This is a genomic window from Ruminococcus sp. 5_1_39BFAA, from assembly GCF_964240875.1.
Taxonomy (GTDB): Bacteria; Bacillota; Clostridia; order Lachnospirales; family Lachnospiraceae; genus Blautia_A.
This window is the reverse complement of sequence record NZ_CAXSVO010000006.1, coordinates 115,033-131,791: the sequence shown is the minus strand read 5'-3', so window position 1 is coordinate 131,791 and position 16,759 is coordinate 115,033. Positions and strand designations below refer to the sequence as shown.

Sequence of the window (16,759 nt, the reverse complement as noted above, 5' to 3'; positions counted from 1 at the left end):
AAAAGCGGCGGGTTTTAGCAACCCGTCGCTTTTTGAACGTAATCGGTCATGGCACTCTGTTGAAAAGCCTTTTTATTGCCGATATAATAAAAGTAAGAATAATCAAGGAGCGTAAAAGTATGGAAATTAAAGAGATTGTGAAAAAGATGAGCCTTGCGGAAAAATGCTATCTTTTGTCAGGAAAGGACTTCTGGGACACCCGTACTGTGGAGAGGCTGGGAGTTCCTAAGGTCACCCTTTCCGATGGACCTCACGGTGTGCGCAAGCAGATCGGTGCAGGGGATCAGCTTGGACTGAATCCCAGCCATCCGGCTACCTGCTTTCCAACAGCGGCAACTATTGCAAATAGCTGGGATACTTCCCTTGGAGAGCAAGTCGGTGAATGCCTTGGTGAAGAGGCTGCAGTCCAGGGAGTGGGGGTACTGCTGGGACCGGGTCTGAATATTAAAAGAAGTCCTCTGTGCGGCCGTAATTTTGAGTACTACAGTGAGGACCCGTATCTGGCAGGCAAAATGGCAGCAGCTTATGTGAGAGGAATCCAGTCAAAGGGCGTGGCTGCCTGCCCGAAGCATTTTGCGGTAAACTCCCAGGAGCTTCGCCGCATGGCAAGCGATTCTGTGGTGGACGAGCGGACGCTGCGGGAGATTTACCTGACAGGATTTGAGATAGCAGTAAAGGAAGGCCATGCAAAATCCATCATGTCTTCCTATAATCGTGTAAATGGTGTCTATGCCAATGAAAATGAGCATCTTCTGCAGGAAATCCTCAGAGATGAATGGGGCTTTGACGGCTTTGTAGTTTCCGACTGGGGCGCTTCCAATGACCATACCAGGGGCGTTGCGGCAGGATCTCATTTGGAAATGCCCAGCACCTGCGGAGATTCGGATGAGGAACTGATCCGGGCGGTAAAGGAAGGAAAGATCAAAGAGGAGCTGATCGACCGCCGTGTGGAGGAGCTTTTGTCTGTGGTATTCCCTCTGCAAGAGGCGATTTCCCAGACGGAAGGAAAAACATTTGACGTAAACGCGCATCATGAAGTAGCGAGAAGGGCAGCAGAGGAGAGCATTGTGCTTCTGAAAAACGATCACAATGTACTTCCGCTGAAACATGGCACTAAGGTGGCTGTTATCGGTGATTTTGCTCAGACTCCCCGCTATCAGGGCGCTGGCTCCTCTGTGGTGAATCCTACGAAGCTGGAATCCACATTAGATGTGATAGGACAGTTCCCGCTGGAGCAGGTTGGATTCGCCCAGGGTTATCAGAGAAGCGGAAAAAATGATTCGGAGCTGGAGCGTGAGGCGATCGCGCTGGCAAGAAAGGCAGATGCGGTGCTTTTGTACATCGGGTTGGATGAGATTTCCGAATCCGAGGGACTGGACCGTTCCCATATGTCCATACCGAAAAACCAGCTCTCACTTCTGAAAAAAATCTCTACGGTAAATAAGCATGTGATTGCAGTGCTTTCCGGCGGTTCCTCCATTGAGATGAACTGGATCGGCCAGTGCGAGGCAATCCTTCACGGTTATTTGGGAGGACAGGCAGGCGCTTCTGCTATGCTTCGGGTCATCACAGGAGAAGTGAATCCCTCCGGCAAGCTGAATGAGACCTATCCGCTGAAATACAGAGACACCCCTTCCGCGCCTTATTTTCCTGCAAAGGAACGCAATGCGGAGTACCGCGAGGGCTTGTATGTGGGTTACCGCTTTTTCGAAACTGCGAAGAAGCCGGTGCGGTTCCCGTTTGGTTTTGGAATGAGCTATACGGAATTTACCTACAGTGACCTGAAGGTTTCGGAAAAGGAAGCGGTCTTTACCCTGACAAATTCCGGAAAGGCGGACGGCGCAGAGGTGGCACAGCTTTATGTGAGCGCAGAATGCCGGGGTGTTTACCGTCCGGCAAAGGAGCTGAAGGGATTTGCCAAGGTATTCCTGAAGGCAGGGGAATCAAAGACGGTGACAATTCCTTTAGACGACAAGGCTTTCCGTTATTTTAATGTGGATACGGGAAAATATGAGGTGGAGACTGGTGTATATCAGATCCTGATCGGTTCAAGCTGTGCGGATATCCGTCTTTTCGGTTCCGTAAGCGTACAGGGAACCGGAGCACCTCTCCCGGCAAATGCAGACAAGCTGCCGTCCTATGCACTGGGAAATATCGGTGGGATTTCCGACGAGGAATTCCAGGTGCTTTTGGGACACGAGATACCCGATGGACACTGGAGCGGCGTGCTGGATGAGAATGATGCGATCTGTCAGATGTATTATGCGAAAAGCCTGATCGCCCGTCTGGTGTACCGGATCATGACAGGCAGACTGAACAAGAGCATGAAAAAGGGCGTACCGGATCTGAACACCATGTTTATCTACAACATGCCCTTCCGCGGGATCGCAAAAATGACAGGCGGCATGTGCAGCAGCGAGATGGTGGACGGCATCATGAGGGCTGTGAACGGTCATTTGCTCAGCGGGATAAGGATCATTGTGAGAGGCTTTTTCAGGCAGCGGAAGGTGCGCAAAAAGGCGATGAGAATGAAATAAGACAGTTTTACAAATTTCCATATTTTTTTTGAATTATTGCCATTTCATATTGAGGTTTATTTGTCTATACTGAAGCTATCCTTAGTAAAAAGAAAAAGCAGCGGCTTTAGCCAAAACAGGCCGGCCTGGCAGAGACGCTGAAAAAAGAAATGGAGGGATAGCAATGAAAAAGCAAGCAAAGAAACTCAGTTCGTTAATTCTTACAGCAGCAATGGCAATGTCCATGACAACTGGTATGGGTGCCCTTACTGTAGCGGCTGAGGAAGTAGAGCTGACAGGAATGGTACAGCAGTCGAGATGGTATTCCGGTTTCCAGGCTGTTGTGGAAAAACTGAAAGAGGAAAAGAATATCTCTATCGACTTTGAGGTAATACCGGATGACCAGTACGATAACCTGATGAAGATGCGTCTCAATTCCCATGAGGCTCCAGATCTGATCGTATATCAGTTTGCAGATTTATTTGCAGCAGTAGATCCGGAAGAATTTTTCGTAGCACTGGATGATGAGCCGTGGATGGCTGAAGTGGTCGCACCGGAGCTTACGGAATACAACGGAAAGCATTACGGATACTGCTTTGAAGCTTCCAATGGATTCCAGAGTCTGATCTATAATAAGGACGTGTTTGAGGCAAACGGGATTACGGAGCTGCCGTCTACGCTGGATGAGTTTTATGAAGTATGCGACAAGCTGAAGGAAGCAGGCATTGTGCCGATTGCCATGCCTTCTGATACATGGGTTCCCCAGATCTGGATGACCTCCGGTATGTCCAGAGCGCTTGGAACGGTTGAAGCGTGTGAGGATTTTGCGGACAAGATCCTTACCAATCAGGCGAAATTTAACGATTATCCGGAAATGGCAGCAGTGATCGACGAATATCTGGAGCTGTTCACCAGAGGATATGTAAACGAAGATTTCATGACCGTAAGCTATGATGAAATCCTGGGAAGACTGGCAAGCGGAGAGATCGCAATGATCTATGGTGCAACAGAAATCCTGACCTCCATAGAGGAATCCTATCCGGATGCAAATTTAAGTATCTTCAATCCTCCTGTTGGATACGATGACAAGGACGTACTGGCTTACCTTCCTACAGCAATGGGAGTTGCAGTAAATAAGGATACGGAAAATCTGGATGCGATCAAAGAAGCATTTGAAATATGGAGCACACCGGAATACGGAAACCTTTATTTTGAATCAAGACCTGGATTCCCGAATATCGAAGGCGTGGATGGAAATGCAGAGGCAATGAATCCGGACATCACCAGAATTTACAATGAATATATGGAGGATGGAAGAGTCGTAGCCCAGATGAACCAGTATATTGATACACTTCAGCCGTTGTTTGGAAATACACTTTGGGTTTATTTCCTGGAAGCACCGTCAAAGGGAAATATGGACGGAGCAGCAGTTCTGGATCGTTTCCAGGAAGATGTTGATAAGTTCATGAAAGAAAAAGGAGCAGAAGGCTGGCAGTAAATGCTGAAAGTAAAGGGGATCAGAAGCGGATGCTTTTGATCCCCTTCGTTTTTCTTACCGCAAAGTCATCTATGTGAATTGCATTTTATCAGGAGGAAGAGTATGGAAAAACAGAAAAAATCCCTTTACCCCTTATGGACGCTGGCCCCCGCGCTGATCGTGTATACCGTTTTTTCCGTGGTCCCCATTGCCATAAGCCTGGTCCTTTCTTTTACAGACTGGAATATGAACAGGATGTTTGAACCGAAATTTGCCGGACTGGTAAATTATATTGCCCTTTTACAGGATCCGGTTTTTTTGCGGTCCATTGCAAATACGTTTATTTTTGCATTTGCTACCACAATATTAAAAACAGGGATCGGTTTTCTGCTGGCTCTTGCACTTACAAAAAAAGTAGCGGCAAGAGGCGTTTTGCGGACAATCTATTATGCTCCCTGCGTTATCAGTATTACGGTAGTCGGTGTTCTGTTTAAGTCTATTCTTGCAAACAGAGGTCTTCTGAACAATGTTCTGCAAATGATCGGTCTGGGCGGTGTGGCAAGAGACTGGCTGGGAAGCTACGGTACCGCAATGGGAAGCGTCATTTTTGTGGAAACCTGGATGTGGGCAGGATTCAATATGTTTATATTTATATCAGGACTGCAGGCTATTTCCGCGGACTATTATGAGAGCGCAACGCTGGATGGCGCCACTGCCTTTGACAAGTTCCGCCACATTACGCTGCCTCTCATTGTGCCGTCCATGACGGTTGTGGTAACCTTAAGCATAGCGGGCGGTCTGAAGGTCTTTGACATAATTTATGTCATTACCAACGGCGGTCCGGGCTTTGACACGCAGGTGCTGGCTACATACACCTACCAGTCCTTCAGCCTTGGATTTTTGGGAGAATCTACGGCAGGTTCTGTGATCCTGGCCGTGATCGTGGTCATAATATCCTTTACTATGAACCGGTATTTTACGAAGAGGGAGGTTGAGATGTGATGAAGAACAAAAAAATGACAGGACAGATCATACTTTCTGTAATTATGATTGCATTTGCTCTGATATATGTGATACCATTTTTGATGATGGTATTTGGTTCGTTTAAAACACAGTCGGAAGCCTCCATGTTTAATCTGGCGCTGCCGTCGGAATGGCTGGTTTCCAATTATACCCACGTTATGGAATCAGGGAAGATCTTATTGGGGTATATCAACAGCGCGATCATCACGATTCCGGTAACGGTGATCTCTGTGCTGCTGGGAGCTGTTGCGGGCATTGTGATATCCAGGAGAAATGACAGACTGACAAAAGGCATATACTATTACTTTATTTTCGGTCTGACTTTGACTTTGCAGATTGCATCGATTTTTTTCCTGCTGAAAGCATTGAATATATACGGTACGTTTTTCGCTGTTATCTGCATTTTTGTTTCTTTAAGGATACCTTTTACCGTCATGACTTTCTGCAGCTTTGTAAAAGGAGTGCCCCGGGAGCTGGATGAGGCGGCAGCTATAGACGGATGTAACTTCTGGCAGATGTTCAGCAAGATCCTTCTGCCTGTGCTGAAGCCCATTATGGTTACCAATATTGTTATAACATCCATTGATGTATGGAATAATTTTATGATACCGTTGTTTTATCTTGGTTCCGCAAAAAAAGCAACCGTATCAATGGCAATTTACAGCTTTTTCGGAAGATATAACAGGGATTGGCAGTATGTATTTGCAGCGCTGATGCTGGCGGTCCTGCCTATGCTGATCCTGTTTATCATCCTGCAGAAGCACATTATTGCAGGTATGACTTCCGGTGCAGTAAAGGGATAAAGGAGGAATAGAAGATGAAGGCAAAATTTATTGTGATCGGATATGGCTGGCGGGCTGATTTTTATTACAGGATTGCCAGGATGCTGCCGGAACAGTTTGAAATCTGTGCAGGCGTTCTCAGAACAGCGGAACGTGCAGAGGAAGTATCGGAAAAGGAAGGACTGTTTGCCACCTGTGACCTGGAAGAAGCGCTGGCAAAGAAACCGGATTTTGCAGTGCTTTGCGTTCCGAGGACAATCGTAAAAGAGTATCTGGTGCGCCTGATGGAGCTTCAGGTTCCGGTATTGTGCGAAACCCCTCCGGGAAAAGACAGTGCGGAGCTTAATGAGCTGTGGGCGGAGGCACAGCGCCTGAACGGAAGGGTCCAGGTGGTTGAACAGTATTTCCTTCAGCCTTATTACGCTGGTGCTCTGGAAGTCATAAAAAAGGGATTCCTTGGGGAGGTATCGGAGGTAATGCTCTCTGCCCTTCACGGGTATCATGCGGTAAGTATGTACCGCAAGTTCCTGAACATTGGATATGAAAACTGTACGATACAGGGACAGAAGTTTATTTCTGATGTGACAGCGACAAACGGAAGGAAAGGCTTCGATTATTCAGGAAAAGTTGTAAAGATGGATCGTGACTGGGCAGCAATGAGCTTTGAAAACGGAAAGACTGCTTTTCTGGATTTTGGCGGTGAGCAGTATTTTTCCACCATCCGTACGCGGAGATGGAATATCCGAGGTGTGCGCGGAGAGATCAACGACTCCACTGTGCGGTTCCTGAATCGGGAAAACATGCCGGTTCAGCAGGATTTCAGGCGTATGGATATTGGAATCAATAACAACAGTGAGTGGGCGCATAAAGGAATCATGTTCCTGGACGAAGAGGTATACGCAAATCCATTTTATCCGGCAAGGCTTAATGACGATGAAATTGCCGTGGCATCCTGTCTCTGCGGAATGCAGGAATATGTAATGACGGGAAAAGATTTTTATCCGTTAAAGGAAGCACTTCAGGATACCTATTTATCCTTTGAAATGGAAAGAGCCATTGAATCCGGAGAAACTGTGCGTACAGAAACACAAAGCTGGGCAAAGTAAAGCATGTGATGAGGTGATTTTTTGCGGAAATACCAGTTTCAGAGACAAATTATGCTGAAGAATATCATAATGGTCACTATTGTAACGGTTTTGATGATATTTGTGATTCTGCTCTACCTTATTCGCACCAACGAGCAGGCATTTGAAGAACAGGTGGATGTCCAGCTTCGCGGAATCACTTCACAGCTTGATAATACGCTGCAGATGGCAGACGGAGTTGCACTGCAGTTGGCTGCCAGCCGTCAGGTTATTCAGGTCTTTGACGGCCTGCGGTCATATGAGGGAAATAATAATTATTTTGTTGATAATTCATCGGTTAATTATGAACTGACCGAGAATATGATTCCTTATATGCTGAAACAAAACTTTTACAGGCGTATCAGTCTGTTTGATAAAAAGCAGAATCTGGCATATGTAGGAAATCTGGTGGATTATGGATTTTTAAAGAAGGATTGCCCGGATCAGTCTGTGTTTGAGGATACGGCGGCGTATTTTCAGCAAAGCGGAAAGGCCAGACTGTTCCGGGCAGACCGTGCGGATCCTTTTGTGAAAGCGGAAGTGCCTACGGTTTCCGTTTTGCGGGAAATAAAAAATTATCAGTTGATTCCATCCGAATGTCTGGGGTATGTGATGGTGCAGATAGATTTTGATAGTTTTTCACATTATGAAAAGCTTTTGGGAAAGGATACGGAGTGCTTTATTTTGTCGCAGGATAAGAGAGAACTCTTGTATTCCTTTCAAAGTGAGCGGAATGCGGACTCTGTAAAAGGGCTGCTGGATTATCCTGTGGGGTCAGTCCATAAAGGCCTGTACTGTGAGCTGGAGGAGCTTCCGGAATATGGAATCTGTGTGTTTATCGTTTCTAAAAATACCAGTCTGATCGTCAGTATGGTATATACTTTTATGTGGACACTTCTGATACTGGGAGCTGTTATTCTGATCATCCTCATTGGGCAGATTCAGATCATTAAGAGGACAACACAGCCCATTGCCCAGATGTGTGATATGCTGGAGGGGCTTCAGGTTGACGAGAATTTCCAGGAAATTCCCATAGTGGCAACACAGGACGTAGATGAGCTGAGACAATTGAATCTGGCTTTTGATGGTCTGGTAAAGAACCTGAAGCTATCTATGGAAAAAGTCATGATAAGCAAGGTGAATGAGATACAAAGCCAGATGTTTGCCATGCAGTCGCAGATGAATCCCCATTTTATCCATAATATTCTGACCATTATCTCCGGAATGGCGGGAACGGATGAGGAGGAGAAGATACCGGAAATCTGCGAGAAACTGTCGGATATGATCCGTTATACCACAAATTATACGGCAAGCTACGGAGAGCTGAAGGATGAGATACGGCATGCGGAAAATTATCTGGAATTGATGAAGGTGCGCTATGAGGATAAATTCCGGTATACGATGGTATATGTGGGAGAAAGGCAGGAATGTCTTCTGCCAAAGTTTATTGTACAGCCATTGTTAGAGAATTGTTTTGCCCATGCCTTTAACACGAAAGCCTTCCCATGGGAAATATTTGTTCAGATCTTTGTGTCGGAGAAGTGCTGGGAGATAGAGATCAGGGACAACGGAGGCGGGCTCCAGGAGGAAAAGCTGGAACAGTTGAAAAGGGAATTGGAGCAGATGCGTCTGCGGGATATGAATGAATTGGTGCAGGAGTTAAAGATCGGAGGATTGTCGATCCGGAATGTATATGCCAGACTGTATATTGCCTATGGAGAGGACATGATTTTTGACATGAAAAGCAATGAAAATGGTACATGTATAACCGTAGGAGGGAAATATGAAAATACGGGTGATGGTGGTGGAGGATGAGCCGCCCATTCAGAGGAGCATATGCAAAAAAATAGAGCAGTTGAATGAGTGCTTTCAGGTTATTTTTGCCGCTGAAAACGGCGAAACGGCAATACAATATCTGGAAAAGAATGGTAAAGAGGTGGATGTGCTTTTTCTGGATATGGATCTGCCGATCGTCAGCGGATGTGGATTGCTAGAATATGTGACAACTAGAAAAATGAGGCTGGTCCCGGTTGTCATCAGTGGGCATACGGATTATGAATATATGAAAAGTGCGATTTCCAATAAGGCGCTGGATTATCTTCTAAAGCCGTTAAAGGATCGGGAGCTGAAGCTGCTGCTTGACAAAATAGAAGAGTATTACCGCAAACAGCAGTTTGAGGAAAAGGCGCTGAAGCTGGAAAAAGCCATGACCGGTGTCAACGTGCCGGCCCTGCCTGCGGGGGGAGCCGATATTCAGCAGCAGTATTGTATGGTGCTGCTTACATTTGGAAGCAACTATGGATACTGGGGTGAAAATGAGTGGAATTACGAGGCAATCTACCGCGGCCTGAGGTTAGAGGAAAAGCTGGCGGAGATCTTGCCTCACGAAAAGTTCTGGATAGTAGACGGAAAGAATATGAACGAAAAACTGATCTTTATCCGCAAGGACAGCGAATTGGAGAGCTTCCGGCTTCAGCGGGTACTGGAGCAGTTGGAATGCAGACCGTTTTTCCTGACCACGGTATACCACAGGGATGCAGTGGAATTGTCAAATGTTTTTCCCATGTACCGCTTAATGCAGAAATACACCCGGAATCATATGATCTTCCTGAAGGATGCACTTTTTATGCACTGTGCGGAGGAGACGGAAACAGAAGGTTCGCGGCATAAGGCAGAGATAGACAACCTGATCCTGCTGTACGGAAAAAATGGGCCGCAAGGAGTATATGAGGGCTTTGTTAAGGTGCTGGAGCTGCTCACGGAACGTCCCATACCCTACAGAGAGGCTATGCACGATATTAAATATTATATTTCCAGGATGTGCGCAAGGCTGCCCGGACATATAGAATATTTTGAGCTGGAGAATGAGGTACAGTTTATACTTGAGAATTATTACACCATAGATGAACTGAAGCAGGAATTTCACACTTTGTTCCAGAGCGCTTTTGGAACGGCGTCTGTGGAAGCGAATGAAAAATCGGTTCTTGTTAAAAAAATGAAGGAGTATCTTGATGCAAATTTCCGGGTTAATATCACGAATCAGATGCTTGCACGGTGTTTCGGATTTGCGCCTTCCTATCTGAGCAGTATTTTTAAAGCGCATTACGGTGTTTCGCCGACTTATTATATTGTGCAGAAACGTATGGAGGAGGGAAAGCGGCTTTTAAGGGAAAATCATATGAAGATCAAGGATGTGGCAGAATTTCTGGGGTATGAGGATTCCCTATATTTTTCCAAAGTTTTTAAAAGGATTACAGGAATGAGTCCAAGGGAGTATGTAAGAAACGTAGATTCGGAATGAGTGGAACAGGAAAAGTCTGCCTTACAGGAAGGGAAGAATGCCGGGGACACTCCCGTGCGAGGTGCTATGGCAGGAATAGTGCGGAAGAATGCGCATAATCTGTAAAAAGAGTGTTTGTGCGGAGGGATCCGGTATGATGAATTATCTGTGGGGAGGAATGATCTTATTGGGGGTGCTCTACGGCACTCTGACAGGGAATTTAGACGGTGTGACAGAAGGAGTGGTGAACTCCGCCAGGGAAGCGGTGACTCTTTGTTTTTCCATGGTAGGGATCACAGCGCTGTGGACCGGAGTGATGAAAATTGCAGAGAGAGCGGGACTGGTGGAGAAACTGGCGCGGGGATTTCAGCCTGTGCTGAAGTTCCTCTTCCCGGAGCTTGAGGGAGAGACAAAGGCAAAGCACTATATCTCCCTCAATTTTTTGTCCAATTTCCTGGGCCTTTCCTGGGCGAGCACATCATCGGGCCTGACAGCGTTTCAGGAGTTGGATCGCATCAACCGGGAGGCAGGGGACGGCAAGACGGCGAGCCGGGCAATGTGTACCTTTCTGATCATCAATGTATCGTCCCTGCAGTTGATCCCTGTGAATATGATCGCCTACCGCGCCCAGTACGGCAGCCCCCAGCCCGCGGCGATCGTAGGCCCGGCGATCCTGGCTACGGGGGTGAGCACTGTGGTGGCGGTGGTGTTTTGTAAGGTGATGAATGGAAAAAAACGGTGGGCGTGAGTCTCGCCGTTTTTATCATTGTTAAAAAGTAATAAATCTAATTAAAATGAATAAAAACGGTTTAATTTTATTTAAAATGTGTTACAATGTATAAAATGAGATAGGAGGAAGAGCATATGAAGCTGCGTGCAGAAGATGTATTTCGCCCGGGAGCATTCCCGGAATATACTTATATATCGCGGAAATCAGCAGTCTCTGATTTATCATATGAATTTCGCTTGATGCAGGCAATTAAAGTTTCGGGGTTTTTAACTTCGTTAGTTGGACCTTCTAAAATGGGGAAAACAATCCTTTGCGAGAAGGTAATTGGTTTTGAAAATATAGTGGAAATTTCAGGGGCTGATTTTGAGGAAGATACGGACTTTTGGAAGTTGGTTGCAGCAAAGGCTGGACTTGCTTATGAGGGTCAGTTTGCATCAGAAAAGAGAATCGCAGAAACCAGTGATAGGTATACGAAGAAAGAAACGTTTTCTTTGACGAAAGATAAAATTATTGAATATTATAAAAAGGAAAATCTTGTGTTAGTGATAGATGATTTTCACTATGCCCCGGAAGGGAAACGGATGCAGGTTGCGCAGCAGTTAAAGGATGCAATACGCAGAGGATTTAAGGCGATTGTTGTATCGCTTCCACACCGGGCAGATGAAGCCATACGTCAGAATGCAGATTTGTCCGGTAGGTTAAGCCTTATTAACATGGAACCATGGGACGTGGCAGACTTAAAGGAAATTGCAAAGCTGGGATTCTCCAAATTGGACATTGAAATTGAAGATGCGATTGCAGAACAGATTGCAGTAGAAAGTTTGTCATCGCCGCAGTTAATGCAGTATATTTGCCTCAATATTTGTACAATACTGGAAATGTCGGGCAAACAGCAGTTACGGATCGGTAAGGAGATTTTGGAGACGGCATATCGTTATACAACAGCAAATTTTGAATATGGGGATGTTGTATCGTTGATGAAGAAAGGACCAAATACACGGGGGAAAAGCAGAAATACCTTTCAGGTAAAAGGTGGATATCCCTGTGATCTTTATGAATTGATTGTAAAATCGATTGCGGAAAATCCGCCAATTATGAAATTGGAGTTTGAGGATGTGAAAAACCGAATATACGGTATGATTTCAGATGATTGTAAAAAACCAACCCCGCAGGCGATCAAAGAAAGTCTGACCAAATTGCAGGAACTGTTACACGGAAGAGAAGATATTTTTAAGGTTCTTGACTGGAAGGAAGGCGTTTTATATATTTTAGATCCGCTGTTTTTATTTTATCTGCGGTGGGGAGGTGGCAGTAAATAGTATGCTTAATAATATAAGAAGTATGGGAGAGGCTGTAGAGTGTATTCGGAATGCCAGGGATCGTCAGATGTTTCAAAGTGCGGTAGCGTCTTTGCGGGAATACATGAAAGGGCTTGGGATAGGGCCGCAGGAACTTCTTGGATTGGAAAGAATTGCGTATTATCCTCAAAATGTATATTCTGATAAAGAGACTAAAGAAAATATGGAGACCGCGAAGTATAGAGTAATTTCATATATTGAAGATATATTGCGCGATGATGGAAAAGACGGACAGCTTCTTGAAATTCTAAACAATTTTTATCTGTTTCTGGAAAATTTAACAGAGCGTAAACCACATAAGAGTGGAGGAATTCAGCAGGAACAACTGGATGCTTTGAAAATAAAAAATGAATATGATGTGCAGCATCTGTTGTATGCTTGTATAAAACTGTTTTATCCTATGGCAAGGGCCGAGGTTAATGAGGATACGGGATATGGCACGGTTAGAACAGATATTTTTCTGGATTCTGAACACGTGATTGAAATAAAATGCACCAGAAAAAATATGAAACTAAAGAAATTAACTGAAGAAATAGAAGCAGATATGGTACATTACGGTGCAGAAAATATTTATTTCTTTTTATATGACAAGGAAAAGATTATAGAAAATCCTATGGTTTTCAAGAAAAACTATGAGGAAAAAATAAAAGGAAAGAAAGTACATATTATTATTCATCAACCTAAAATTCTGTGACTTGCAATATGATGTTAAAAAGGAACTTATTTTTCAGTCCATAAAGAAAATGTGTTCATAAAACGAGTATGATTTTAGGAATAGTGTGCGGAATATTAACATTTGCAGTTCCAGATGTAGCGCCTTATATATGGATTGCTGTTATGATTCTATATGCTGTAATACGACGGAAAAAAATTTTTAGTCCTATCTTGATACCAGCTACCGCGCCCAGTACGGCAGCCCCCAGCCCGCAGTGATCGTAGGCCCGGCGATCCTGGCTACAGGGGTGAGCACAGCGGTGGCGGTGGTGTTTTGCGCGGTATCTGCGGGGCGATCAAAGGGATTGAAGAAAGGACTTGCGGAATTCTTCAAAAAATAATTGTACGGCCTTGTTTTCTTTGGATTCTTTATAATAGAGATACTCATTAAAATGGCAGGCATCCGTGGAGATGCCGGTAAAAAAGATATTATTTGACACAAAGCTTTTGATATATCTGGGTACCAGGGCAATGCCGCGGCCAAGCTGCACTTCATATAATGCAGTTGGGAGATTGGGGGCTTTTATACAGTTTACCTGGTTGTGCGTGTATTTTTGCACAAGCAGCCAGTTTTGGGCATATGGGCCGAAAAGCTGATGGGAAAAGGGGACAACGATGGTTTCGCCTTCCAGCTCCCGCAGTTGGAGTGTGGATTTGGAGAGCAGAGGATGACCGGGGTATAAAGCCGCATAAACTCCATGGCTCTGGATCAAATGTGCCTGGATTCCCTGGGGCAGGTGGAGAAACTCGCATGGAGTAAAAAGAAAATCGTATTCCAGGTTATTCATCATGTCTTCAGATGTGCCTTCTGACAAAACGGCTACATCGATATGGATATCCGGGTATTTCTCCATAAACCGGCTGATAAAAATACGGATATGAGCCGCGTAGGACAGTTCCAGTACGCAGGCTATATGAATCCTGCCCGTAAGAGGGATATCTGTGAGATGGACCAGGTTGGCGGCCTCGTTGCATTTGTCGATCAGTCCTGCGGCCTTCTTGGAAAGCAGAAATCCCGCATCGGTCAAAGTAACGCCATGAGTTGTCCGGAAAAACAGCTTTGTGTTCAATTCCGATTCCATTTCCTTGATATGCTTGGAAAGGGCGGACTGGGAAATGTAAAGGGCTGCTGCTGCCTTGCTGTAGCTGAGCGTTTTGGCCAGGATCAGAAATTCATAAAGTTTTTGTGTGTTCATGGCGGGTCTCCTCTTTGATAAAGTTGGTGAAGGCGGATACAAACAGCTTAATTTCTGGTTTGGCATTACCGGGATAATAGAACAGACAAGAGGGTGCCTCATATTTTATGTCGCTTACCGGGAGCGCCACAGAATTGGGAGGGACATTCAAAAAGGGAGTAGGTGACAGGATGATCCCTTTTTGGATAGGTACAAGCAATTCATAAAACGGGGTCGATGTGTTATGCTCATATTGCGAATAACGGATCTCAGCAGCCTGAAGGTTTGCAAGCTGAAAATCACGGATGCAGTGTTCCTTTGTCCTGGGATATAAAATAAAACGTTCATTATCCAGATCCTTCATGGATACGGAAATACCGGAAGCAAGTCTGTGGGCGGAAGGCAAAAGCACATGGGGCTGTGTGTGGGAGACGAGGAACCTGGAAATTCCTGCAGGCTTAAACTGATTCAAAACAGAGGCAAAATAAAAATCCACATGTCCGGATAACAGGCCCTCCGTAATTGAATAGAACGTATCATCTATGAGATCCAACTGGCTCTGGGGATATCTGGCATTGATGATATCCAGAAAGGGTCCGAGAAAGAACGGCAGTCCGGAGCCGGAAATGGCAATGCGTAAACTGGAAAAAGCTTTGTCGTTGGCGGAAGCCAGTTCCTTTTTTTAAATCTGGTATTCCCGAACGATCTTGACCGCATCCTTATAAAAAAGAGAGCCGGCTCTTGTTAAGCTCATCTTCGAACCGCCAGGTTCAAACAGAGTGATCCCCAGGGCTTGTTCAAAAGTACGGAAACGGGCGCTTAAGGTTGCCGGAGAAATATGCAGCTCTTTTGCCGCTTTAGCGATGCTCTTATTATCTACGATCATGACAAATTCCTGCAGGCGGTTAAAATCCATCACGCTCCTCCTTTTTACAATATCTTATCGCATTTCTTTTTTTATGTAACAGAACATTTCTGCGTATCAAACCAAATTACCCAGTGGAAGTAACTGTGAATAGGAACGGCTTTGGCAGTCCAGAGCCGTTACGAATAATAAAATTATAGAAGGAATCCTGTCCAAAGTCAACAAAAATATGGAATAACAGAAGTGCCGACCGGACTTACTATTTCATATTGAGAATGCTAAAGTGAAGCTACAGATAAAAAGTATCAGGAAAGGAAGGATGATAATGAAAAGGGCATTGATCTGTACATTGGCAGCGGGATTGCTTTTTGGCACCGAATGTACTGTTTTTGCCGATGAGAGTGTGGCAGGAACTTATACATTTGAGGAATCTGCCATGGGCGGACAGTTTACAGTACCATGGACGCTGGAGCTGCGGGAGGATGATACGTACACTCTCACAGAGGATAACGCGTTTATGGGGCAGCAGGTATATGAAGGCACCTATACCTGTGAAGACGGAGTGATCACCACCGGACCGTTTGAAAACGACCCGCCGCAGGCTGCGTTTTTCGAGAGCGACAAGTCCTGTAAGTGGACTTTAGATGGCGATACCTGTACTCCCGTGAACTATAACGAAGACAGCTCTGCACCGGAAAACGGACAAGGAGACGACGGGAAGCCAGACGGTGACTTACCGGGCGGTAGCTTACCGGGCGGCGGCTTACCGGACGGCAGTCTGCCTGAGGGAGGTCTTCCGGCCAGAGACGGAATGATGAAAATGAATGGGGCGGCTGCTGAAAGCAATGCGGATGCCACAGCAGCATACGCGTCAAATTCGGAATCACAGATCTGCGACATTTATCTGCCTGAGGGCGATGGTGCACATCCTGTAATCGTGCTGGTACATGGCGGAGGCTTCATGTTTGGGGATCAGAGAATGGAACTCATTCAGCCGGTGATCGAGACGGGTGTTGAAAACGGATACGCGGTAGTCAGCGTAGATTACCGGAAATCCGCAGAGGCAGTATTTCCGGCTGCGCTGTCAGATGTAAAGGCTGCCGTGCGTTTTGTTCGTGCCAATGCAGAGGAATACGGATTTGATACGGATAATATCACCATCTGGGGAGAATCGGCGGGAGCATATCTGGCTCTGATGACTGCATTGACACCTGATGCGGAAGAGCTGAACGGAGATGTGGAAGAGAACAGGGAGGAATCGTCAGCGGTAAAGGCACTGGTAGATTTCTATGGTCCGGTAGAATTTTATACAATGGATGACGAATATGCAGCCCTCGGAACAGAGGACACCACCTATTCGGAGGACAGCTCCTTTGAAAGCAAGTTTCTTGGACAGGCCATCGGTGAGGATGAAGAGACAACCTATCAGACATACTGGGAAACCTATAAAGATAAACTGCCGGAGGACTTTACCCTGAAAGCCTGGATCCAGGTTGGCAATGCGGATGCCAGTGTACCCTATACGCAGTCAGAGAATTTTGCGGAAAGATTAGGGGAGGTTCTCGGAGCAGAGAATGTGAATTTTGGAATCCTGGAAGGCGCAGGTCACGAGGATGCGGCATTTTATACGGAAGAAAATCTGGCGGCAATCTTTGAATTTCTGAAGACCGCAGAATAACAATGTGCAGAATGTGCGGACGAAGCACACAAAATAC

At 45.6% G+C, this 16,759-nt stretch carries 15 protein-coding genes; 12 read left to right on the top strand and 3 right to left on the bottom strand.

Going from position 1 to position 16,759, the window contains the following annotated elements; translation table 11 throughout:
* Positions 1-119 precede the first annotated feature (119 nt).
* The 10 genes from ACESZH_RS09510 to ACESZH_RS09465 all read left to right on the top strand — a co-directional run bounded on the left by ACESZH_RS09510 (position 120) and on the right by ACESZH_RS09465 (position 12,984).
* Positions 120-2,537 (top strand): glycoside hydrolase family 3 C-terminal domain-containing protein, encoded by a 2,418-nt coding sequence (locus ACESZH_RS09510; RefSeq protein ID WP_373214557.1) that lies wholly within the window; start codon positions 120-122, stop codon positions 2,535-2,537.
* Positions 2,538-2,700: 163 nt separating this feature from the next.
* Positions 2,701-4,014 carry an ABC transporter substrate-binding protein gene (locus ACESZH_RS09505; RefSeq protein WP_373214558.1) on the top strand — a complete coding sequence of 438 codons (1,314 nt, stop codon included), beginning with the start codon at positions 2,701-2,703 and terminating at the stop codon, positions 4,012-4,014.
* A 102-nt stretch (positions 4,015-4,116) separates the two neighbouring features.
* Positions 4,117-4,995: a carbohydrate ABC transporter permease gene (locus tag ACESZH_RS09500; protein WP_373214559.1), complete on the top strand. Its 879-nt coding sequence runs from the start codon at positions 4,117-4,119 to the stop codon at positions 4,993-4,995.
* Positions 4,995-5,819, top strand: coding sequence for a carbohydrate ABC transporter permease (locus tag ACESZH_RS09495; protein ID WP_373214560.1), 825 nt, complete (start codon positions 4,995-4,997; stop codon positions 5,817-5,819). Before ACESZH_RS09500 ends, ACESZH_RS09495 begins: the two co-directional genes overlap by 1 nt.
* Positions 5,820-5,833: 14 nt before the next feature.
* Positions 5,834-6,904, top strand: a complete 1,071-nt coding sequence (locus tag ACESZH_RS09490) for a Gfo/Idh/MocA family protein (RefSeq protein ID WP_373214562.1) — start codon at positions 5,834-5,836, stop codon at positions 6,902-6,904.
* A 51-nt stretch (positions 6,905-6,955) separates the two neighbouring features.
* Positions 6,956-8,737 carry a sensor histidine kinase gene (locus ACESZH_RS09485; RefSeq protein ID WP_373214564.1) on the top strand — a complete coding sequence of 594 codons (1,782 nt, stop codon included), beginning with the start codon at positions 6,956-6,958 and terminating at the stop codon, positions 8,735-8,737.
* Positions 8,706-10,223: a helix-turn-helix domain-containing protein gene (locus ACESZH_RS09480; protein WP_373214565.1), complete on the top strand. Its 1,518-nt coding sequence runs from the start codon at positions 8,706-8,708 to the stop codon at positions 10,221-10,223. The genes ACESZH_RS09485 and ACESZH_RS09480 overlap by 32 nt, the downstream gene beginning before the upstream one ends.
* Before the next feature lie 133 nt (positions 10,224-10,356).
* Positions 10,357-10,950 (top strand): nucleoside recognition protein, encoded by a 594-nt coding sequence (locus tag ACESZH_RS09475; protein WP_373214568.1) that lies wholly within the window; start codon positions 10,357-10,359, stop codon positions 10,948-10,950.
* Positions 10,951-11,066: 116 nt separating this feature from the next.
* The gene (locus tag ACESZH_RS09470) at positions 11,067-12,251 is read left to right on the top strand and encodes an ATP-binding protein (RefSeq protein WP_373214569.1); all 1,185 of its coding nucleotides are present in this window, start codon (positions 11,067-11,069) and stop codon (positions 12,249-12,251) included.
* 1 nt (position 12,252) lies between these two features.
* Positions 12,253-12,984 carry a hypothetical protein gene (locus tag ACESZH_RS09465; RefSeq protein WP_373214571.1) on the top strand — a complete coding sequence of 244 codons (732 nt, stop codon included), beginning with the start codon at positions 12,253-12,255 and terminating at the stop codon, positions 12,982-12,984.
* A 316-nt stretch (positions 12,985-13,300) separates the two neighbouring features.
* On the opposite strand, the gene ACESZH_RS09460 is transcribed toward ACESZH_RS09465, so the two are convergent.
* Complete coding sequence (locus ACESZH_RS09460; protein ID WP_373214574.1) at positions 13,301-14,200, bottom strand: LysR family transcriptional regulator; 900 nt, start codon at positions 14,198-14,200, stop codon at positions 13,301-13,303.
* Entirely contained in the window at positions 14,178-14,762 is a 585-nt protein-coding gene (locus tag ACESZH_RS09455) for a substrate-binding domain-containing protein (RefSeq protein WP_373219892.1), read from the bottom strand. The genes ACESZH_RS09460 and ACESZH_RS09455 overlap by 23 nt, the downstream gene beginning before the upstream one ends.
* On the opposite strand from ACESZH_RS09455, the gene ACESZH_RS09450 reads away from it, so the two are divergent.
* Complete coding sequence (locus ACESZH_RS09450) at positions 14,722-14,865, top strand: hypothetical protein (RefSeq protein ID WP_373214575.1); 144 nt, start codon at positions 14,722-14,724, stop codon at positions 14,863-14,865. The genes ACESZH_RS09455 and ACESZH_RS09450 overlap by 41 nt on opposite strands.
* Here the strand turns inward: ACESZH_RS09450 and ACESZH_RS09445 are convergent.
* Positions 14,862-15,095 (bottom strand): LysR family transcriptional regulator, encoded by a 234-nt coding sequence (locus ACESZH_RS09445; protein WP_373214577.1) that lies wholly within the window; start codon positions 15,093-15,095, stop codon positions 14,862-14,864. The two genes, ACESZH_RS09450 and ACESZH_RS09445, sit on opposite strands and share 4 nt — an antisense overlap.
* A 274-nt stretch (positions 15,096-15,369) precedes the next feature.
* On the opposite strand from ACESZH_RS09445, the gene ACESZH_RS09440 reads away from it, so the two are divergent.
* Positions 15,370-16,722, top strand: a complete 1,353-nt coding sequence (locus tag ACESZH_RS09440; protein ID WP_373214578.1) for an alpha/beta hydrolase fold domain-containing protein — start codon at positions 15,370-15,372, stop codon at positions 16,720-16,722.
* Positions 16,723-16,759: the final 37 nt, after the last annotated feature.